Origin of the sequence: Arthrobacter sp. N199823 (genome assembly GCF_002929705.1) — a bacterium.
Classification (GTDB): Bacteria; Actinomycetota; Actinomycetes; order Actinomycetales; family Micrococcaceae; genus Specibacter.
On the sequence record NZ_PJIN01000005.1, the window covers coordinates 159,863 to 180,135 of the forward strand.

19 protein-coding genes are annotated in these 20,273 nt (G+C 62.0%); 13 read left to right on the forward strand and 6 right to left on the reverse strand.

Translation table 11 applies throughout. The features are described from left to right. Window positions 1-222: 222 nt before the first annotated feature. Window positions 223-1,308, forward strand: coding sequence for a glycoside hydrolase family 76 protein (locus tag CXQ93_RS12745; protein WP_104110811.1), 1,086 nt, complete (start codon window positions 223-225; stop codon window positions 1,306-1,308). A 45-nt stretch (window positions 1,309-1,353) separates the two neighbouring features. On the opposite strand, the gene CXQ93_RS12750 is transcribed toward CXQ93_RS12745, so the two are convergent. After that, window positions 1,354-1,956, reverse strand: coding sequence for a YdeI family protein (locus CXQ93_RS12750; protein ID WP_104110812.1), 603 nt, complete (start codon window positions 1,954-1,956; stop codon window positions 1,354-1,356). A gap of 46 nt (window positions 1,957-2,002) precedes the next feature. On the opposite strand from CXQ93_RS12750, the gene CXQ93_RS12755 reads away from it, so the two are divergent. The 3 genes from CXQ93_RS12755 to CXQ93_RS12765 all read left to right on the forward strand — a co-directional run bounded on the left by CXQ93_RS12755 (window position 2,003) and on the right by CXQ93_RS12765 (window position 3,988). Continuing rightward, on the forward strand, window positions 2,003-2,587 hold the full coding sequence (locus CXQ93_RS12755; RefSeq protein WP_104110813.1) for a hypothetical protein: 585 nt from the start codon (window positions 2,003-2,005) through the stop codon (window positions 2,585-2,587). A 56-nt stretch (window positions 2,588-2,643) separates the two neighbouring features. Continuing rightward, window positions 2,644-3,183, forward strand: a complete 540-nt coding sequence (locus CXQ93_RS12760) for an NUDIX hydrolase family protein (protein ID WP_062285574.1) — start codon at window positions 2,644-2,646, stop codon at window positions 3,181-3,183. Between the two features lie 88 nt (window positions 3,184-3,271). Then, the gene (locus tag CXQ93_RS12765) at window positions 3,272-3,988 is read left to right on the forward strand and encodes an SRPBCC domain-containing protein (protein ID WP_258068988.1); all 717 of its coding nucleotides are present in this window, start codon (window positions 3,272-3,274) and stop codon (window positions 3,986-3,988) included. A gap of 38 nt (window positions 3,989-4,026) precedes the next feature. Here CXQ93_RS12765 and CXQ93_RS12770 read toward each other — a convergent pair whose 3' ends face one another. Continuing rightward, window positions 4,027-4,515: a MarR family winged helix-turn-helix transcriptional regulator gene (locus CXQ93_RS12770; protein WP_104110814.1), complete on the reverse strand. Its 489-nt coding sequence runs from the start codon at window positions 4,513-4,515 to the stop codon at window positions 4,027-4,029. Window positions 4,516-4,656: 141 nt separating this feature from the next. Between CXQ93_RS12770 and CXQ93_RS12775 the strand changes: the two genes are divergently transcribed. Both CXQ93_RS12775 and tgt read left to right on the forward strand, forming a co-directional pair. Beyond that, window positions 4,657-6,126, forward strand: coding sequence for an MFS transporter (locus CXQ93_RS12775; protein WP_258068989.1), 1,470 nt, complete (start codon window positions 4,657-4,659; stop codon window positions 6,124-6,126). A 179-nt stretch (window positions 6,127-6,305) separates the two neighbouring features. After that, window positions 6,306-7,652 (forward strand): tRNA guanosine(34) transglycosylase Tgt, encoded by a 1,347-nt coding sequence (gene tgt, locus CXQ93_RS12780; protein WP_104110815.1) that lies wholly within the window; start codon window positions 6,306-6,308, stop codon window positions 7,650-7,652. 110 nt (window positions 7,653-7,762) lie between these two features. Here the strand turns inward: tgt and CXQ93_RS12785 are convergent, their stop codons facing one another. Further along, window positions 7,763-8,488 carry a queuosine precursor transporter gene (locus CXQ93_RS12785; RefSeq protein ID WP_104110816.1) on the reverse strand — a complete coding sequence of 242 codons (726 nt, stop codon included), beginning with the start codon at window positions 8,486-8,488 and terminating at the stop codon, window positions 7,763-7,765. A gap of 225 nt (window positions 8,489-8,713) precedes the next feature. Here CXQ93_RS12785 and CXQ93_RS12790 point away from each other — a divergent pair, with 225 nt between their 5' ends. Further along, a complete protein-coding gene (locus CXQ93_RS12790; protein ID WP_104110817.1) occupies window positions 8,714-9,616 on the forward strand; it encodes a hypothetical protein in 903 nt (300 codons plus the stop codon). Between the two features lie 129 nt (window positions 9,617-9,745). Here the strand turns inward: CXQ93_RS12790 and CXQ93_RS12795 are convergent, their stop codons facing one another. Next, window positions 9,746-10,354 (reverse strand): hypothetical protein, encoded by a 609-nt coding sequence (locus CXQ93_RS12795; protein ID WP_104110818.1) that lies wholly within the window; start codon window positions 10,352-10,354, stop codon window positions 9,746-9,748. Window positions 10,355-10,509: 155 nt separating this feature from the next. Between CXQ93_RS12795 and CXQ93_RS12800 the strand changes: the two genes are divergently transcribed. The 4 genes from CXQ93_RS12800 to CXQ93_RS12815 all read left to right on the forward strand — a co-directional run bounded on the left by CXQ93_RS12800 (window position 10,510) and on the right by CXQ93_RS12815 (window position 15,496). Next, a complete protein-coding gene (locus CXQ93_RS12800) occupies window positions 10,510-11,757 on the forward strand; it encodes an alpha/beta hydrolase (protein WP_104110819.1) in 1,248 nt (415 codons plus the stop codon). Window positions 11,758-11,885: 128 nt separating this feature from the next. Further along, window positions 11,886-12,812: an NADP-dependent oxidoreductase gene (locus tag CXQ93_RS12805; protein ID WP_104110820.1), complete on the forward strand. Its 927-nt coding sequence runs from the start codon at window positions 11,886-11,888 to the stop codon at window positions 12,810-12,812. Window positions 12,813-12,893: 81 nt separating this feature from the next. Beyond that, the gene (locus tag CXQ93_RS12810) at window positions 12,894-14,099 is read left to right on the forward strand and encodes a hypothetical protein (protein ID WP_104110821.1); all 1,206 of its coding nucleotides are present in this window, start codon (window positions 12,894-12,896) and stop codon (window positions 14,097-14,099) included. A 179-nt stretch (window positions 14,100-14,278) separates the two neighbouring features. Then, complete coding sequence (locus tag CXQ93_RS12815; RefSeq protein ID WP_104110822.1) at window positions 14,279-15,496, forward strand: hypothetical protein; 1,218 nt, start codon at window positions 14,279-14,281, stop codon at window positions 15,494-15,496. Window positions 15,497-15,579: 83 nt separating this feature from the next. On the opposite strand, the gene CXQ93_RS12820 is transcribed toward CXQ93_RS12815, so the two are convergent. Both CXQ93_RS12820 and CXQ93_RS12825 read right to left on the reverse strand, forming a co-directional pair. Then, the gene (locus CXQ93_RS12820) at window positions 15,580-16,545 is read right to left on the reverse strand and encodes a 2-dehydropantoate 2-reductase (protein ID WP_104110823.1); all 966 of its coding nucleotides are present in this window, start codon (window positions 16,543-16,545) and stop codon (window positions 15,580-15,582) included. Beyond that, a complete protein-coding gene (locus tag CXQ93_RS12825; protein ID WP_104110824.1) occupies window positions 16,542-17,033 on the reverse strand; it encodes a DUF2127 domain-containing protein in 492 nt (163 codons plus the stop codon). The genes CXQ93_RS12820 and CXQ93_RS12825 overlap by 4 nt, the downstream gene beginning before the upstream one ends. Window positions 17,034-17,245: 212 nt before the next feature. On the opposite strand from CXQ93_RS12825, the gene CXQ93_RS12830 reads away from it, so the two are divergent. Together CXQ93_RS12830 and hpaE are read left to right on the forward strand one after the other, a co-directional pair. Further along, entirely contained in the window at window positions 17,246-18,712 is a 1,467-nt protein-coding gene (locus CXQ93_RS12830; protein WP_104110825.1) for a fumarylacetoacetate hydrolase family protein, read from the forward strand. Between the two features lie 36 nt (window positions 18,713-18,748). Next, the gene (gene hpaE / locus CXQ93_RS12835) at window positions 18,749-20,254 is read left to right on the forward strand and encodes a 5-carboxymethyl-2-hydroxymuconate semialdehyde dehydrogenase (RefSeq protein WP_104110826.1); all 1,506 of its coding nucleotides are present in this window, start codon (window positions 18,749-18,751) and stop codon (window positions 20,252-20,254) included. The last annotated feature ends 19 nt before the right edge of the window (window positions 20,255-20,273 follow it).

Below are 20,273 nucleotides of genomic sequence, written 5' to 3' on the forward strand. Positions count from 1 at the left end.
CGTTGAGGTTCGGCCCAGAGCCGGGCCTGGAAGTTGTTGCGTTAATGAATACTAACTAAAATTCGCCCTCGACGCGGCACCACTTTACGGCCATTTTTTCTATACGCTCCATCACTTCCGGGCGCCACATCCGGACCCGCCGCCCGGAAGTGATGCCGCGTTTGAAGAAAAGCGCCGTAAAGTGATGCGGCGTCTCGGAAAAGGGGACGTACGCTGGGGGTCATGACAGACGCAGCGTCCCCCATTGGAGACCGGATACACCCCGGAGACTGGGCCGCGCTCGCCGCCGAGGCTGGCGCAGATGTGAACACGCGCTTCGGCCACCGGCTCATAGGCCTGCCTGGAACGTGGATCGGCTCTCTCCAAGCGCCCCCGCCCAGTGGCAGTCTGAGCCCCGGTTCCGCCACAGCTGCCCTAGTAAAAAAGCGCCCCACCCCTTGGTCAGAATGGCATTACTGGTGGCAATCGCACTACCTCGACGCGATTATTGACACGGGCAACCACGCGCTGGCTCAGGAAGATCCGGCGGGTGCCCGGCGGGAGTTGCGGCTTGGCAAGGCGCTCCTACGCGGCATCTTGATCCGTAATTTCTGCCGCTTCCCCAACCACTATTACGACGACATGGCGTGGCTGGCGCTGGCAGCCACACGGCTCAACGAACTCTCGCTACGCCTGACCTCCAAGCCGGCTACGCTGGCCAAGTTTGCCGCCCGAACCCTCACCAAGCAGCTCCACAAAGCCCATGACCCGGTCCTTGGCGGCGGCCTCTACTGGTCCCGGAAACGTGATTACAAAAACACGCCTGTGAACGGCCCGGCCGCGGCGCATTTTGCCCGGATCGGGGAGCACCAGATTGCCGGCGCTGTGGCGGACTGGTTACGCAGCGAACTCTTCGATGCGGAAACCGGCCTCTACCAAGACGGCATTCATCCATCCGCCACTGGACGCGATGTGGAAGCCACTATCTACACCTACAACCAGGGGCCCATTCTTGGCGCCTTGCTCAAACTTGGCCGCCCCCAGGATCTCATCGACGCAGAAACGCTGATCGATGCCATTAGCCGCCACCTCCACACTCCGGGCCAGGGCCTGCGGCTTGAACCCGGCGGCGACGGCAGCCTGTTCACAGGCATTCTCGCCCGCTATCTGGCCCTCGCCGCACAGGAGGAACGGCTCCCGGCGCAAACCCGGGCAACGGCGTCGAACCTCATTGTGCAGACAGCTACTACCGTTGCCGATCAGCGCCCGGAGATCCTCTCGGCCGCCATCCAACGCTGGACAATCCTGAGCGCTGCCGCAGCAATCTAGGCGGACGGCCGTCTAGATCCGCAGCAATCTAGGACCGGACCGAGATCAGCCCGGCGGCAACTTCGGCTTGCGTTTTTGCGGGTACGGTGTCTCTTGCGCCGCCAGCATGGCCACGAATCCGGCAATTTTTGCGGCCCGCACGGATGGTGATTTGACCGAGTTGGTGCGGTAAATCAAGGCGTAGCGGTTGACAGAGGTCAGGACCTCAAACATGGACTGGGCCGGCGGGCTGGCAGCAATTGCGGCGGCCAGATCCTCCGGGACCTCGGCACTGGCTTGCCCAGAGTAGGCGGCCTCCCAGCGGCCGTCGGACTTGGCGGCGTCGGCGGCCGCAACCCCGGCCGGCTCCATGAGGCCCGCCGCAACCAACCGTTCGTAGTGCCCCACATTGATCTTGGACCATTTGCTGGCCTTGGTCCGGGGGGTGAAACGCCGCAGGTGGCTACCGTCGTCGCGCTTGCCGCCCACGCCGTCGATCCACCCAAAACACAGGGCCTCCTGAAGCGCTGCGGCATAGTTCAGCTCCGTGACATGTCCACCCTTTTTATGCAGCACCAACCGCACGCCCGGGTTCGTTGTGTGATGTTCGGTCAGCCAGGCACGCCATGCAGCAGCGTCCGAGACCAAGAGTTCAGGGAGTTCAGCCATGCCTCAACATTAGTATTGGTGGCATTGCAGAACCACTAGGAGAACCATGCTGCGTGTGCGCCCCATCATTTTGACCTCGAATTTCAAACAGACAGTTGCGCAGTTACGTGAACTGGGCCTGAGCTGCTTAGCGAACGACGGCGGCTGGGCCGAGTTTGATTCCGGCAACGGCAAAGTGGCAGTCTCCAACGAGGCGCCAGAGGGAGAAGTCATCGATTTGGCTTTTGAGGTGCGCGATGCCGCCATTTTTGTCCGCCGCACGCTCGAGGACGGCACGCACGCCGAGGAGGCCGAGACCTCCGCCGGGCCAGGCGCCCGCGTCACCGCGCCCGACGGTTTCAGTTTTGAACTAGCCGCCTCCGAGGATCTGAGCCTGCCCGAGCCCGATGCTGATCCGTCAGCTCCATCAGCCGTAACAGCTCTCTGGCGCACGCCGGATCTCGCTGCAGCCAACAAGGTGCTGGCAGACATCGGCGCCAAGTTTGTGCAGGAAAATCCAGACGGCGGCGCTTTGTTCCGCGCCAAAAATGGCGGCTTCGTGGCCACGGCGAAAGGTGAGGTAAACGTCGTCGAACTTGAAATAGGGCACCACGGCGAGAGCCTCACCTTTGGTGCCGAGAGCGAATCCTGAGCGCTTTTTGCGGCCGCGTGCGGCGCGCGAGGCTCGGATGAGGTAGAACTAAAGTTATGAGCGTGCGAACCCCTGATCCGTATCCCGGCTGGCTGTCCCCCGAGGACCTATACGAGGCCCGAAACCGGCTTCCCATGGTCTATGTTGAAGCGGTTCCCGTGCGACTGGACCCGCTGGGCTACGTCAACGAGGTGGGGCTGCTGCTGCAGGCCGACGAGAACGGCTCCATGGTCCGCACCCTGGTGTCCGGGCGCGTGCTGTACCGCGAGACCATCCGTGCCGCGCTAATCCGCCACATTGAGAAGGATCTGGGCCCGCTTGCCTTCCCGCAGCTACCCGTTAGCCCGGTGCCGTTCACGGTGGCCGAGTTCCTGCCATCCCCCTCGCAAACGGGCTTCACCGACGAACGCCAGCATGCGGTTGCCCTGGTGTACGTCATCCCTGTGACAGGAGAATGCGAACCCCGTCAGGACGCCTTGGAGCTGACCTGGATGACACCCGAAGAGGTGCTCAGCCCCGGCGTGCAAGAGGAATTTGTGGGCGGCCGCGGGGCGCTGGTACGTCAGGCGATCTCCTACGCAGGACTGGGTCGCTGACGCTTCCTGCGTTCGCCCTGCAGTTGTGCTGCGTTCGTTACCTGGTGAACGCTAGCCGGTTCAGAAGATCCGGCGTAGATTACCAATCATGGTGAACACCCAGCTCTCCGTCCTTGTCAACGCCGATGCCGAACAGGTGTGGCTCATGCTTCGCGATCCGGCCAGGACTGCCCAGTGGCATGGCTGGGAGATGGAGGGCCTGGATACCGAGATCCAGCAGATCTTCCACTCCAACGTGACCGAAAGCAATGACCATCTGCGCCTGGAGCTGGAAATGGGTGATGTTTTCACTCTTGAGCCACGCGCCGATGGCACACTCCTGACCCTGACGCGGGGAGAGGTGACGGGTGAATGGACCAAGTACGACGCCGATATCACCTCAGGCTGGTCTATGTTCTTGCAACAACTCAAGTTCGCACTGGAGCGTCATCCCAGAACTGCCCGGCGCACCGTTTTTGTCGATGGCACCAGTGCCGCCCACACCAATTTGTGGGACGTTCTGGGAATCGACACAGGCTGGCTCCCGGAACCTGGCCAACCTTACGGCCTCACGCTGAACAACGGAGCTACGCTGGCCGGCAAGGTCTGGTACCGCAATGAAACCCAAGTGGGATTGACGGTGGAAGCCTATGCAGAACACGGCGACGGGCTATTGATCCTGTCCCAACAAGCTCCGCTGGAGGGAGTCCGGGAGCACCCGGGCGCCCAGATCATTGCCTCCACCTACGGATTGGGCGCCGTAGCCCTCGACGCCATCGGCGACCAGTGGGATGCGTTCATGGAAGAGCACTACCCGGACGAATAACTACCCTGCCAACAAAACCACAAACAAAACTGCCGGATTCACTCCGCCACTTCAGGTCCAGCTGCGGGCGCATCGCCTACTCGCGGCCACGGCGTATTCTCGAGCGCCTCAACATCTTGGTTGAACCGGAGCAAAAGGCTCAGGAATTGCTCCCGCCGCTGGGCCGGCCAGTCGCCCACAACCGAGCGAAGGCCCTCTTCATTGATGGCCCTTGTTTCACCGAGCGCTGCGAGCCCGGCTGCCGTCGGGGCAAGGCGGCGAGCCACTTCACCCGGGAGGCCGGGTACATAGTGAACATATTCGGAGCGCAGCAGCGCGCCCACCTGCCGATGCACGGTAGACGTGTCCAGGGTCAGGGCCAGAGAGAGTTCCTTAAGCGTCATCGCCTCCACCAATTCGAGCCGGCTGAGCAGCAAAAAAGCTGAACGCTCAAGCATTCCGGCCGAGCGCGGGTGCGGGCGGAACTGGTAACGAGATAGCAGCATGAGCTCATTCTGTATCTGCTGTACTGCGTCGCGATCGTCCACGTGCTCATTCCTTTGGCTCTAAACGGTGTCCGATGAAGTATAGCAATCGTTTGCATCTTGCAAATTATTTGCATGATGCAAGTGTCATGTACGATACATAAGCGCGTTTATGCGCGTCGTATCCACCTCTTCAGGAGCCTCGTGACTCACAGCAGCCCAACATCTCGCCCCAAAGTAAGCTCACCCAGAACCGCCGTCGCCGTTCTGGCCTTTGTGGGCATCATTGCCTCACTCATGCAGACCATCGTGGTGCCGCTGATCCCCCAGCTGCCGGCACTGTTGCACACCACGGCATCAAATACCTCATGGGTCATCACGGCCACGCTGCTGGCCGGCGCCGTCGTCACGCCCATCGCCGGACGTTTGGGTGACATCTTCGGCAAGCGCCGCATCCTGCTTATTTCGCTGGCGCTGCTCATCATCGGTTCCGTCATTTGCGCGCTCACCAGCTCGCTGGGCTTGTTGCTGGCCGGGCGCATCCTGCAAGGCCTCTCCATGGGTGTAATCCCCTTGGGTATCAGCATTTTGCGTGATGAACTCCCCCGCGAAAAGGTGGGTTCAGCCGTCGCTACCATTAGCGCCACCATGGGCGTCGGCGGCGCCATTGGCCTGCCGATCTCAGCCCTGATTGCCCAAAATGCCGACTGGCACGTGCTCTTCTGGGCTTCCGCAGCCCTGGCCGTTATCGCCTTCGTTTTGGTTCTTGTGGCCCTGCCGGAATCACCCCTGCGCACACCTGCCAAGTTCGACGGCGTGGGTGCTTTCGGTTTGACGGCCGGCCTGGTAGCCCTTTTGTTGCCTGTTTCCAAGGGTGCGGACTGGGGCTGGTCCAGCCTGCTGACGCTGGGACTGTTCGCAGCATCGGCTGTCATCTTGGTGCTGTGGGGAATCTTCGAACTGCGCATCAACTCACCCTTGGTTGATCTTCGTGTCACCGCCAAGCCCCAGGTCTTGTTCACCAACTTGGCGTCAGTGGCCGTGGGCTTTGGCATGTACGGCATGAGCCTGACCTTCCCGCAGCTCCTCATGGCTCCCGAGGCCACGGGCTACGGACTGGGGCTCTCGATGGTTCAGGCCGGTCTGGCCATGGCCCCCGGCGGATTGGTCATGATGGCACTCTCCCCCGTTTCCGCCCGCTTGTCCGCACGCCGCGGCCCCAAATTCACGCTGGTGACGGGCTCTGTGGTGATCGGCATTGGCTACGTTTTGGCCTTCTTCCTCACGTCTGCCGTGTGGCAAGTAATCTTGGCCGGAATGGTCATCGGCGCGGGCATTGGCTTGGCTTATGCGGCCATGCCGGCCCTCATCATGGGTGCTGTACCGCTGAAGGAAACCGGTGCCGCCAATGGTTTGAACTCCCTGATGCGCTCAGTGGGTACGTCCACCTCAGCTGCCGTCATGGGCGTTGTCCTGGCCAATATGACCATGTCACTGGGCCCAGCGACTCTGCCCAGCATGGATGGATTCCACACCACGTTCGGTATTGCCATCCTCGCCGCCGTCGCTGCAGTGATTCTCGGCGCGCTCATTCCCCGGAATAAGAAGTCCCGCGATACCACGCCAGAGGCAACACAGCAGGCAGCGCCGGCGCTGGTGGACGCCCAAAGCTAGCCGCATCACCGAGGAGCATCTCTGCTGGGTTTGCTCCGCAAGACGAGTCATTCCACCGCTCCGGGCAGCTGCTGCCGGGGCGGTGGAATGCTTTAACCACTCTCTGCAAAGGGGCCGCAGAATCACTGCCTGCGCCGGCTCGGGTCGTGACAGCTGGCAAAGACTGGCAAAATGGAGGAATGCCTTCTCCAGAAACTACTGCCGATCTTCTTGCCCCCGCTCCGGTTGCTGCGCCCGCCACACCCGGCCATCCGGCGTCGCAAGCGGAATTTGGCTTTGCAGTCACCACGCGCCTGAACGAGAGCTGCGCGCCCACCGCAGCAGCCATCGAGCAAAACGGCGGGGCCTTCCAGGGCCGTACAGGTGTTATCACCACACCCCACGGCACCATCAAGACCCCTGCGTTCATCGCCGTGGGCACCAAAGCCACCGTCAAGGCCGTGCTGCCGGAGTCCATGGAGGATCTCGGCGCTCAGGCACTGCTCTCCAATGCGTACCATCTGTACCTGCAGCCGGGTGCAGACATTTTGGATGCTGCCGGCGGCCTCGGTGCGTTCATGAACTGGCAGGGCCCCACCTTCACCGACAGCGGCGGATTCCAGGTCATGTCCCTGGGCTCGGGCTTCAAGAAGGTCATCAATATGGATGCCGTGGCTGCATCGCCGCATGCGGGCGCTGACGATTCCGTGGCCGTGGGCAAGGAGCGCTTGGCGCACATTGACGACGACGGCGTCTGGTTTAAATCGCACCTCAACGGGGACATGCACCGCTTCACCCCCGAGGTCTCCATGCAGGTCCAGCACCAGATTGGTGCCGACATCATGTTCGCCTTCGACGAGTTGACCACCCTGCTGAACTCGCGCGGCTATCAGGAAATGTCGCTGGAACGCACACGCCTGTGGGCGCTGCGCTGCATTGAGGAACACTTCCGCCTTACTGAGGAGCGCACCGGCAAGCCGTACCAGGCACTGTTTGGCGTGATTCAGGGTGCCCAGTATGAAGATCTGCGCCGCAAAGCCTCTCACGATCTTGGCGAGATGAACTTTGACGGCTTCGGCATCGGCGGCGCCCTCGAAAAAGAGAATCTGGGCACCATTGTGCGCTGGTGTGCCGAGGAACTTCCGGAAGATAAGCCGCGCCACTTGCTGGGCATTTCGGAGCCGGATGACATCTTCACGGCTATCGAAAATGGCGCCGACACCTTTGACTGTGTCTCCCCCACCCGAGTGGCCCGCACCTCGGCCTTCTACACCCCGGACGGCCGCTTCAACCTCTCCGGCGCCAAGTACAAGCGAGACTTCACGCCGCTGTCGGATGAATGTGATTGCTACACCTGCGAGAACTACACGCGCGCCTACATCCACCACCTGTTCAAGGCCAAGGAGATGGTGTCCTCCACGTTGGTCTCGATTCACAATGAGCGCTTTGTGGTGAAAATGGTCGACGACGCTCGGCTCGCCATTGAGGACGGCACCTTCTTTGAGTTCAAGGCCGAGACGCTGCGCCGCTACTACCCCAAGCGCTAGGCTGCCCCGCTCGTCGAGTCAGACGGACACCCGTCGAGTCAGACGTAGCGCACCGTCTGACTCGACGGCGCTCCGTCTGACTCGGCGCAGGCGCAGGATCAGCGAACAGATTAGGCCGCAGTGACAGCCTGGTAGGACGGTTCGTTGCGCTTGAGCCAGCGGATCGCCAGCGAGGTAACCGGAATGAGCGCGTACTGCACGCCAACCTTGTATAAGAAGCCCACCAACACGTAGTTCGCGAACATGCCGAAGCCCACGATCCCGATGACGGGGGCTGCGACGGCGCAGAAGATCAGGGTGTCCAGGAATTCGCCGGCTCCGCTGGAGCCCATGAGTCGGACCCACAACTTCCGTTCTCCGTGGTGTGCCTTCAGGCGAACCATGATCAAGGAGTTAACGGTCTGTCCGGCCAAGAATGCAAGCAGGCTGGCCAGCACAATCTGCGGCACCGGGCCCAGAGCATCCTCAAGCGCGTGTTGCTTGGAGATGCCATAGTCGTCGGTGAATCCGGGCAAGAGGATGATCACCCAGTAACTGAGCGAGGCAAAAATGGACAGCGCAAACGTGGTGAGCACGGCCTTGCGGTTGACCTTGAAGCCGTAAATTTCGCTGATCACATCGCCCAGAATGTAGGCGAACGGGAAGAGGAAAAAGCCTCCGTCGGTGATGATGGGGCCAAACTGGACACCCTTTGAGGCGCCGATGTTGGACAGGATCACAATGACCGCCATGCACGCCAAGAGAATCCCGAAGTAGGGGCTTCCCACGGCGGCAAAGGTGGGGGCGGCGGTGGTTTTAAGAGGGGTTGCCGAAGCGTTGCTCTGCAGCGGGGACATGTTCAGTCTCAAATTCCTGTTGTTTAAGTGGTTCGCTCATGCCGCACCCCGCGGGGCCGGCCGGCTGTATTATCACTGGGCCCGTCTGCACCCGGGCCATCCCCTATTCTGCCACGCCGGCCCGGCAACCGGAATTTACTTGTACCCAGGCCAGCAACTCATGCGGCGAAAGCGCTAGGGTGAAATGATCGCCGAATGCCAACGCAAGTGAAGCAGGAGATACACATGAACTACTGGTGGGTCAGCCATGGCCGCAACTATGAAGCAGCCATCCACGACGGAATGCTCTGGAACTGCCCAGATCCGAACGGTGATCCGGAGGCAGACCGTGGACGGATCAAGGACATGCGCAGGGGTGACATTGTCTTCAACTATTTCGGCCCCTACGTCCGGGCGATCAGCGCGGTCCTGGAAAAGTGGCAGGACAGCCCGCGCCCCGAGGGCTTCGAAAAACAGCTCGATGAACCGGACCAGGGCTGGCTGGTACGCACACACCCGCTGGCGGAAAACTTGCAGCTGCACCGGCAACGCGCTGCGGACATCACGGCCGTAGGCGAGCCCGGACCGTTCAACGCAGCCGGCAAGCCCCAGCAACGCTACATCTTCGCCCTGACGACGGAAGAGGGGCAGGAGCTTCTGGCCGAAGCCGGCATCATGGGCCCGCAATCATCCGCCTCCAGTCTGCGTGGGCTGCCCGGCAGCGCCTGGGGCACTGACGAGCCCGACGAGAAGACCCTGACCACTATCCGCCTCGAGCAGGCCCACCTGCGCAAAAACCTGTTGCGCGGGCGCCAGACCGCCCCCTGCGCCGTTTGCGGGGAACAATTCCCGGCGCGTCTGCTGATTGCCGGGCACATCAAGCCGCGCCCGGAATGCAGCGAAGAGGAGCGTCTGGACTTCGAGCACAACGCCATGCTGACCTGCGCCTTGGGCTGTGACGCCCTGTACGAGTGGGGCTACATCGTGGTGGATACCAGGGGCCGGATCACGGCGGGTCAGCCGGCCGAAACGCCGCGCATCGAGGCTGCTGTGGAGGCGCTCGTGGGACGCAACTGTACAGCCTTTACCGAGAGCACCGCCGAGTCTTTCGCGGAGAACAAGCGGCTCATGCTCGAACCGCAACCCTGATTGCTGCCTGCTCCCATCTGCCGGCACGGTACAGCTCTGCAGGCAGGGCACGACGGCGGCTCCCACCAAGGTGCCGCCGTCGCCCTCAGTCCGGGGTACTTCTGCTGGGGTGATTCGTGGAGCGGCCGGTTACCTAGTGAAACGCAGGATCTCCGCCACTCTGTGCCAACCTTCGACGGCGGCAAAACGGTCAGCCTGTTCCGCTCCAGCGATCAAGTACAGGGTGTCGGCGCCGTGGGTGAAGGCTTCTTCGCCGAGTCCCGCCACCATGGCTTGCTCGAACGCGGGGGCAAGTGTGGCATGCTCCGCATCGACCACCAGTGCCGCCATGACGGCTATCCCGTCGCCGAGTTTGAGCTTGCCGCTGCCAACGGGTCTGTCAAAAAGTGCCACCTCAACAAGGTCGTAATTCTCCATGGGGGCCTCGGCCAGGTAAGCGTCCGGCGGCAAATCCGGGACCAGGTCCAGGTCCTCCGTCTCGGCGGACAACAGCACGCTTCGGGTGGTGGCTCGCAGACCCTGCGACTGGGCAAATTCAGTGGCTCCTGCGGGGTTATCCGTGACCAGGACCAGCTCGCTTCCGGCAGCAACGGGCTCAGCAACAGCTCCCTCGCCCGGCCACACCATCACTTGCTGCGCACCAATGGTGACCACGGCGCCGGCCGCAGTGGACTGAACATCCTGCAAGGAAGCCCAAGCTTGGGCCCAGTCGTGAAAAGAATCCTGCCAGAGAGCCATGTCTTCACCTTTCTCAACGTGCCAGTTTCGCGTCAAGCCTCACGGTCCCAAAAGGTGGCCGCACGGGTACGCATGTTCAGCATACAACCGCCCCGGACCCTGTCGCGGTCGCACAGATGTGCCCGATACGCGGGTGCAGCCGCTAGCATCGAAGCATGACCTCATGGCAGCAAGACGTCCTCGGCCCGAACTTTGAGCAGCTGACCTTGGACCTGCCCACAGGATCGCTCGCCACGCTGGTCCGGTACGTCGGTGACGCGTCCCCGAGTGCCGCCAGTACGCTCGCCGGGGCCGATATCCTCTACGTCCACGGCTGGTCCGACTACTTTTTTCAGCATGAACTTGCCGAATTCTGGCACCGTGCAGGCGTGAACTTTTACGCCCTGGACCTGCACAACTATGGCCGCAGCCTGCGCCCCGGCTTGCTCCCTGGGCAGGTAACTTCCCTAACCGAGTACGACGACGACATCGCCGCCGCGCTGATGGCCATGGGTCGCAGCGTGGTCACTGAAGCGCACCCCACCCTTGCTGGGGTTAAGGCTGGCACCGGGGCTGGGTCCGAGGCCGAGGCTGGGTCCGGGACTGAGGCCGGCGCCGGAAAGGGTGCCGATGCCGGCACGCCTGAGGATCCTGAGGATCCTGAGCAACAGAGTTTTGAGCTGGCCTTCTTGGAGGAAGCCCGGCACCGGCTCAGCGCTGCCTTTGACGCCTTGGCTGGCCGGGAACGCATCGAGGAACCGGCGGAACGCTCCGGTGAACGCCCCCTCGTCTTGTTGGGCCATTCCACGGGCGGACTCACCCTGAGCTTGTGGGCCGCGCGGCACCCGGGTGCCGCGGCCGCCGTCGTACTCAACAGTCCATGGCTGGAATTCCAGGCCAGCGAGGTGGGCCGGGCCATGGTGGCGCCGCTGATTCAGGCGCGTACACGGTTCAGGCCCATGGTGCCGCTGCCCCCGATCGACCCCGGATTCTATACACGGGCCGTGTCCAAACGTTTTGAGGGCGAGTGGGAGTACGAATCGCAGTGGCGCCCGGACCGCGGATTCCCTGTCACGCCGTCGTTCCTGAATGCCGTTTTCCAGGGGCAGGCTCAGGTGGCCCGCGGACTAAGGTTGGACATCCCGGTGCTGGTGATGCTCTCCGATAAGAGCTATTTGCAACCAAAGTGGTCCTCGAGCGCCCTGGCCGCGGACGTGGTGCTGAACGTTGACTCGGTGGCTAAACGGGCGTTGGATCTGGGGGCCCAGGTGACGTTGCACAGGATTTCCGGCGGATTTCACGATGTTTTCCTATCGCCGCGCGGGATTCGTGATCAGGCGTACGCCGGCATGGGCCGCTGGCTCGAGGCAGCACTGGATATGGACGCCAAAAAGCGGTGGCGGGACTACTCCCTGCCGACGTGAGCTCAGACGTGAACTCAGACCGGGAATCAGCGGCGGCGCCCCGAGGTTGAGACGAACAGATGGTCCGCCAGAGACACAGCCAGAGCTGGACACACACTACGAAGGGACAAGGCATCATGAGTTCAACCATGAAAGCAATGACGTACGCACAATACGGCGGCACGGAGGTCCTGGAAGAAACGCAGCAGCCAACGCCCAAGGTCTCCCCTGGCGCCGTGCTGATTCGGGTCAAGGCCGCCGGGGTCAATCCAGTGGATTGGAAGATCATGTCTGGTGGTCTGGATGCGCTCATGGACACCAACTTTCCTGTCATTCCGGGTTGGGATGTGGCCGGGGTGGTGGAAGCCGTGGGATTTGACACCCCCGAGTTCAAGGCTGGTGACGAGGTCTACTCCTACGGCCGTCGTGATACCGTCCATGGCGGAACCTTTGCCGAGCTCGTAGCCCTGCCGGCCGCCATCGTTGCCCACAAGCCAGCATCGCTGTCGTGGGAGCAAGCGGCCGCACTCCCTCTCACGGGCATGACGGCCCAGCGCACCCTTGATACTCTCGGGGTCGCTGCCGGGCAGACCCTGTTGATTCATAATGGGTCCGGAAGCGTGGGCCGCACGGCCATCCAACTTGCCGTCAACGGCGGGCTGCGGGTCATCGCCACCGCCTCCCCGAAAAACCACCAACGCCTGCGCGAACTCGGCGCCGAACCGCTCACCTACGGTCCTGGTTTGGTGGAGCGTGTGCAGGCAGTGGCTCCGGAGGGCGTCGATGCCGTGGCTGACTTTATTGGCGACGTTGTGGAAGAAACCCTGGCATTGCTAAAAGCTGGCGGGCGGCACGCCTCCATCGCTGATTGGTCTGTCATGGGCCACGGCGGTACATACGTGTGGGTCCGCCCCGATGCAGGTGAATTGGAACGGTTGAGCACCCTGGTTCAAGACGGCACCCTCAGCGTTGATGTGGCCCAAACATTCCCACTGCAGGAGGCCGCCCAAGCCTTCGAAGCGAGCATGTCCGGCCACGGCAACGGCAAGATCGTGCTCACCGAATTCACCAACTAGCATCGCTGAGTGGGACCGTGGCGCTTTGGGTGAATACAGTTACGGTTAAGGGGTCCCATCACGCCGACCGCAAGGAACCCTGTGGCCAAGAAGACCAAGAAGTCCCGATTCGGCAACCCTGCCAAAGCCAGCGCAGACGCCGCCACTCGGTCCGCCAACCGGCCGTCCCTCGAGGCTCGCTTGGACCGGGCCATGGAGTCGCTGTCGCCGGGTTTTGTCGCGTGGCTGGAATCCCAGAGCCGCCCGGACAAATCGATTGATATGAGTCTGGCCATCCTGGACGATTTCTTTGACATGTACCGCATGCTGGAGCCTCACACCGACCCCACACATCTGGTCCCGGACGCTGTGCAGGAAGTCATGGAGGTCACCAGTCATGCAAACCCGCTGGGAGTATTAACATTGCGCGCCGGCGTGCGCGACTACGTTGATTATTTGACTCAGGCCAAGCTCTGGACTGGCACTGCCGAGGACCTGGAAGCGGTGCAAAGCGAGCTCGCCCGCACGGGCGTAGACCCCGCAGAGAGTGATTGGGCCGCCGAGGACTACGAATTCGCCGACGTTTTTGTCCCGGAAATGACGTCCGAAGAAATCCTTGGCACCGTGGCACTGACCCCTTTGTGGCAGAACACCATGGCTTTGTTGGCCTGGATTGGCGAGGGCAAAGATGTGGACGAATTCAACACGCCCACTGATGCGACGGGCGCCGCGGCAACGCTGGTCCACAGTGGCTTGGGTTTGCTCAGCGATGCCGCCAAGCTCTCCACTGCCGAGGATCGTCAGGCCGCCCGGCTGGCGCTCTACTTGGAAATGTTGGATGTCACGGGGCTCATTACCTTCACCGGATCACAGGTTCACGTCACCAAGCCTGCCCTCGATCCGGAGGCCGACGACGACGTCATCGAGACCATGCGTGAACTCATGGGTCTGTTCGTTTTCACTGTGACACTTGCCGGTTCCGACGATGGCGAAGAAGGCGAGCAACTCGAGTACTGGCAGCTGGAAATGACCGATTGGCTGACCCAGTGCTCCTCCATTGACCCGCCCGAATCTGCGCCGTTGATCCAGGCGTTGGCCGATCCCGATTCGGTCCACCCGGATCTGCTGGCCATCGCGGGAAACATTGCCCATTGGGCCGATGAAGGCCTGGTCACTGTGGGCGAATTCATTGAAGTCCCGCCCGCCTACCGCGCCGACGTGGTTGACATGCTCAGCGACGATGTGCCGGTTCAGGCAGTGGGTCCCGGCGCGGAGTCAACCGCGCGGAATCTGCCAGAGTCGGACTGAGCTTTTCCTTCCAAGCCCCTTTCCCAAGCACGACGGCGGCAGGCGACTTCCAGCGCAAGGTGCATGCCGCCGTCGTTCTTCAAACCCAACGCTCCATCAGCAAATGGGCACTTTCGGCAAACCCTCCCGCAGCGAAAGGCTACGGTTAAGGTACCCAACCGCTGACCGCAAGGAATTCTGTGGCCAAGAAGTCCAGCAAAGCCAAAAGGACCCGTTTCGGCAACCCCGCGACGGCTGTAGCCGCGGAAGGTGCCACCGCGAGCAATGTCAGTTCATTCAGCGAGGCTGTTGCACAACGTGCTAAGGCGGGGCGGCTGCCAGCACCGATGGACAGGCTGGTTCCCGCCTTCAAAGACTGGATGGCGGCGGCTGGCGTGCCAACTGAGGAGATCCCCAGACTAGCCAGCCTGCTGATGAACTATTTCAAGAATTACACCGCAAGCGTCTCCTCCCCGGACCCCACAAAACTGGACGTCAAGCTCACCGGCCAAATCCTTGAGGATGCCGGGCGCTTCCACCCCGAAATGCGGGTCAGTGTTTCCCTGGCCCTGAATTCCTACCTCAAATTCCTGATGACAACGCAAGCTTGGACCGGGCCCCGCAACGATTTAGTGGCGTTGCTGAGTCTCACTGACGAGAAAATCTTTGCCCCATCCAGCCAAGAATTGGCATTGTATGTTTACCATGACGGATCGGACCCGGCGGCGGCGGGAGCAGACCGTGCGGTTCGCCCCTATGTCCTTTGGACCGCAGCCCTTCTGGAGTGGATCGGTGATGGGCGGGAGCTGACCGCCACAGGATTGCTGCGCCGCAAAGACATTGCTGCTGCCGCCGCGTGCGTTGAGGTCGACGCCCTTGGAAGTGCAAGCGTTCAGTTGCCATCCGACGGCCAAGAACCGGCACGCACGGTCACATCGATGGCACATGTGCCCCGCCTGATGCAGTACTGGCACGCCTTGATTGACACGAATTTGATCCGGCTCAGCGGGAAGAAGGTTGAGCCGACTAGGGCGGGACGGGCATTCCTGCGTGCACCTGCATTGGCCTTGCAGCCGACGGCTCAGCTGGCCTATTGCCTGTTCTACGACGAGGCCATCCCGTATGACGACGCCGATCCCGCCGCATCCGCCGACGCCGCAGTCGCCCGGTTGTTGGCAGCCGCCGCATCCAGCGCGCCCAACATCGCCATCCCGTTTGAGTCGGCGGAGTCAAGCCACCCCTTTGATCTCAGCGACTGGCGGGCGTACCGAGTGACCCGTTCGCTCACCGATCTGGCCACCGCCGGACTGGTGGAACAAGGAACTGTCTTGGTGGTTCCACAATCCGTCCGCATTGGGCTCTCTCCCGTGCTCGAGCGCCTTGACGAGATGATCGCTGAGGCGGCTAACTCGCGTTGAGGGAGAGCTCGCCAAAACACCCCAATTGCTGATGCGGCGATCGCCAAATCTCCCCAATCGCTGATGCGGCGTCGGAAGGCGATTTAGTGCCCGGCGGCGCCTGGACCGATCCCGTGGACACGCAGTTGCAACAGGGCTAGGTCGATCAGCGGTGTGGCCACCCCGAGCTCGGCGGCTCGGCGGGCAAAGTCACCCACAATGTGCTCGCCCTCGTTCGGCAGCCCGGCCGTGACGTCGCGGTACAGCGATGAGGTGAACGCCGAGCCCTCCTGTGTCAGAAACGCGATCCGTTCCGCATTTTCTGCTTCGGACAACGCGAATCCAGCCGCGGCGGCCACGGCAGCAGCCTCAGCCGATACCTCCGCCACAAACTCTTTCCCGCCCGGTGCGCCAGCAATGGCACCCACGGGACCGCGCATCAGGCACGTGATGACCCCGGCGGTGACAATGAATACCCATTTCTTCCACAGCGCGATCCGCGCATCCGGCACGGGCACCACCGTGAAACCCGGTACTGAAATTTCGGCCACCAAAGCCTGCACGCGCGGCGACAGAGCAACGTCCTGACCACCGGCCTTCTCACTGAACTTCTCACACCTCTGCTCACCAACAGTCCAGCTCGCCATGGAGCTGAGCAACTCAATGTCGCCTTCGCCGTTGATGGTACCCACGAGGTGCGCCACGGATCCGATCACCCTCTCAGCCCCGAATGCCTCAGCCAGCGCATCCATGTGCACCATCCCGTTCAGGAACGGCACAATCAACGTGTCTGGACCCACCGCCGGGGCAATGTCGGCAAGTGCGCTTTGAAGTCCGGCAGCCTTCACGGTGAGAAGAACGACGTCGTACCTCTCACCCAGTTCCCCTGCCGTGAGCACCTTTGGCTCGATCCGCAGCTCCCGCTCCAGCCCGGCAATCCGCAGGCCGCGCTGCTTCAGGAACGCTGCGCGCTGCTCGCGGACCAGGAACGTCACGTCCCGCCCGGCATCGGCCAGCCGGGCACCAAAATAGCCGCCCGTGGCGCCCGCTCCAACAATGAGAATCTTCATGCCGTTCCTATCCTTCGCGCACGGTGCCGGCGGTATTCGTGCCAAGTGAGCACCACAATCAGGATATCGAACACCGTCAGCGCCACCAGTCCGGCCGACGGCGTGACGCTGAGTTGGTAGAACTGGTACAGGATGAAGATGATCAGGACGGCGATCATCCACGGGTAGGCCCACAGTTTCTGGCGCAGTAGGGCGGCGACGAGGACAACCTTCACGATGCCGTGGGCCAGCAGGTAGATGGCACCGAAGAGCACCACATGGTCGGTCAGCCCGGCAGTCCCCTGCAGGATGTGGTTGGCGATGAAGTCGTTGGGGTCATCTGTCAGTTCCGGCTGGGTGATGAGGATGGCCAGCTGCTTGATCTTGTCCGGGGCAACAAAAAGCAGCAGCGTTCCGCCGATCAATTCCAGCACACCGTCGAGGCCCTTGAAGATGATGGCGACGTAGAAGAATCTATCCCACCAATCGGATTTCCGTGCTGCTGTCATGGGGCCTCCCGCCGCACGTTCTCTTTCTGGAGGTTAGCACTGCAGGCTAGGCGGAGGCCGTGACGCAGGAGAACGGCGCCAATATCTTTGACAAGCCCCTGCCAGCTTTGGCTTCCACTGAGTAGTCTCGAAGATGTACAACGTCGGTACCCACCATGTGTGGTTGCCGCCGCCGCACACTGCCCGTCACCAGAGCAACTTAGGAGTGTTCCGTGGAACAAGTCACGCCAGCAACACTGAAGCAGGCTGGCAAGGTCATTGCCGTGCATCTGGCCTACCGGTCCAGGGCCGAACAGCGCGGGCGCAGCACTGCCAAGCCGTCCTATTTCCTCAAGGCCTCCTCGTCATTGAGCCTGAGTGGCTCCGCGATCGAGCGCCCTGCGGGCTGTGAACTGCTCGCCTACGAGGGTGAGATCGCCTTGGTCATCGGAACCGATGCCCGCCGGATCAGTCCGGACAACGCCTGGTCCCACGTTGGATACGTCACGGCCAGCAACGATCTGGGCGTGTACGACCTCAAATACGCCGATAACGGATCCAACGTCCGGTCCAAGTCCGGCGATGGCTTCACTCCTTTCGGCCCCGCCCTCGTGAGAGCTTCTGAGCTAGACCCAGCCGAGCTTCGGGTGCGCAGTTGGGTTAATGGTGAGCTCGTCCAGAACGACACCACCTCTGGCCTGCTCTTCGCATTCACCCAGATTGTGGCGGACTTGTCCCAGCTCATGACGCTGGAAGCGGGCGACATCATCCTCACTGGCACCCCGGCTGGCTCCTCGGTTGCCGTCCCCGGCGATGTCATCGAAGTCGAGGTGGACTCTCCCAACACCGGGCTCTCTACGGGCCGGCTGCGCACCGCCGTCGTTCAGGGCACCACAGAGTTCGCGGACTTTGGGAACGTCCCCAAGGCCACCGACGCCGACCGCGTCGACGCGTGGGGGTCAGCCGAAGCGGCCGGCCTGACACCAGCAGGTCTGAGCCCGGAACTCCGGCGCAAGCTGACCAACGTTGGCACGGCCACACTCAGCGCCCAGTTGCGCCAGCGTGGTTTGAACAACGTCAGCATTGACGGGCTCAAGTCCACTCGCCCGGAACTGCGGATCGCCGGTACGGCCCGCACCTTGCGCTTCGTCCCCAACCGCGAGGACCTTTTCAAGACCCATGGCGGCGGCTACAACGCCCAAAAACGCATCATCAATACGCTCAATGAGGGAGAGGTATTAGTCATGGAGGCCCGCGGTGAGCCCGGAACCGGCACCGTCGGGGACATTCTGGCTCTGCGCGCGCAGATCAAGGGAGCCGCTGCCATCATCACCGACGGTGGCGTACGCGATCTTGCCGCCGTTGCGGCGCTGGAGATGCCCACCTTTTTCGCCGGTGCGCATCCGGCCGTTTTGGGCCGCAAACACATTCCCTGGGATACGGACCTGACCATCTCCTGCGGTGGCGCCACAGTCCAGCCCGGCGACATCATTGTCGGTGACTCGGACGGCGTCATTGTCATCCCTCCATCCCTGGCGGAGGAAGTTGCCGACTCTGCCATCCACCAGGAGTACGAGGAAAGATACATCGCCCAAATGGTCGCCGAAGGTCACAGCGTTGAGGGTCTTTACCCGATGAACGCAATCTGGAAGGAAAAATTTATTCAGTGGGCCACCACGCATCCCATCCCCCATTACTAAACACTAAGAATTGACCACAGAAGAGGACTTTCCGCAATGGCTGAGCGCTACTTTCCGGACAACCTTCCCACTCGTATCCAGCACTACATTGACGGCAAATGTGTAGACTCCGTGGGCGGGGAGACTTTCGACGTGCTGGCCCCTGTCTCTAATGCCAACTACGCCACGGCCGCCGCCGGACAAAAGGCGGACGTCGATCTCGCCGTGGCCTCCGCCGCCAAAGCCTTCAACGAGGGCCCATGGCCTCGCATGAAGCCGCGGGAACGCGCCCGCATCTTGAACAGGATCGCCGACGCCGTCGAATCTCAAGAAGCTCGCTTGGCCGAGCTGGAGACCTTCGACTCCGGGCTACCCATCACCCAGGCCCACGGCCAGGCGTTGCGGGCAGCGGAGAACTTTCGCTTCTTCGCCGATCTCATCGTGGCGCAGTTTGACGATGCCATGAAGGTCCCTGGCGCCCAGATCAATTACGTGAATCGCAAACCGATCGGCGTCGCCGGGCTCATCACGCCGTGGAACACACCGTTTATGCTGGAGTCTTGGAAGCTGGCCCCGGCGATCGCGTCCGGGTGCACGGTGGTGCTTAAGCCGGCGGAGTTCACCCCGCTCTCTGCCTCACTCTGGGCCGGAATCTTTGAGGAAGCCGGGCTGCCACAAGGGGTCTTCAACCTGGTCAACGGGCTCGGAGAAGAGGCCGGGGACGCCCTGGTCAAGCACCCAGACGTGCCGCTGATCTCCTTCACGGGCGAGACCACTACGGGCCAGACCATCTTCCGCAACGCTGCAACGGGATTGAAGGGCCTGTCCATGGAGCTGGGCGGCAAGAGCCCGTGTGTGGTGTTCGCCGACGCTGACCTGGACGCCGCGATCGACTCGGCCCTGTTCGGTGTCTTCTCGCTCAACGGCGAGCGCTGTACAGCCGGCTCACGCATTTTGGTGGAGCGAAGCAGCTATGACGAATTCTGTGAAAAGTTTGCCGCGCGCGCCAAGAACATCGTGGTAGGTGATCCGCATGACCCGAAGACCGAGGTAGGTGCGCTGGTGCACCCGGAACATTACAACAAGGTTATGTCGTACGTGGAAATCGGCAAGACCGAGGGCCGCCTGCTCGCTGGTGGCGGCCGCCCCGCGGGCCTGGAGACCGGTAACTATGTTGCCCCGACAGTCTTTGTCGATGTGGCCCCTGATGCGCGGATCTTCCAGGAGGAAATCTTCGGGCCCGTCGTTGCCATCACGCCGTTTAAGAACGACGACGAGGCGCTGGCTTTGGCGAACGGCGTCAAGTACGGACTTGCCGCATACATTTGGACGCAGAACCTCACCCGGGCACACAACTTTGCCCAGAACGTTGAAGCTGGCATGGTGTGGCTGAATAGCCATAATGTCCGTGATTTGCGCACCCCGTTTGGCGGTGTCAAGGCATCCGGACTGGGCCACGAGGGTGGCTTCCGTTCGATCGATTTCTACACGGACCAACAAGCTGTGCACATCACGCTCGGCACCGTCCAGACTCCTAAATTTGGTGCTGCCGCCACGTACTGAGCAGCGTACCCAACAACCC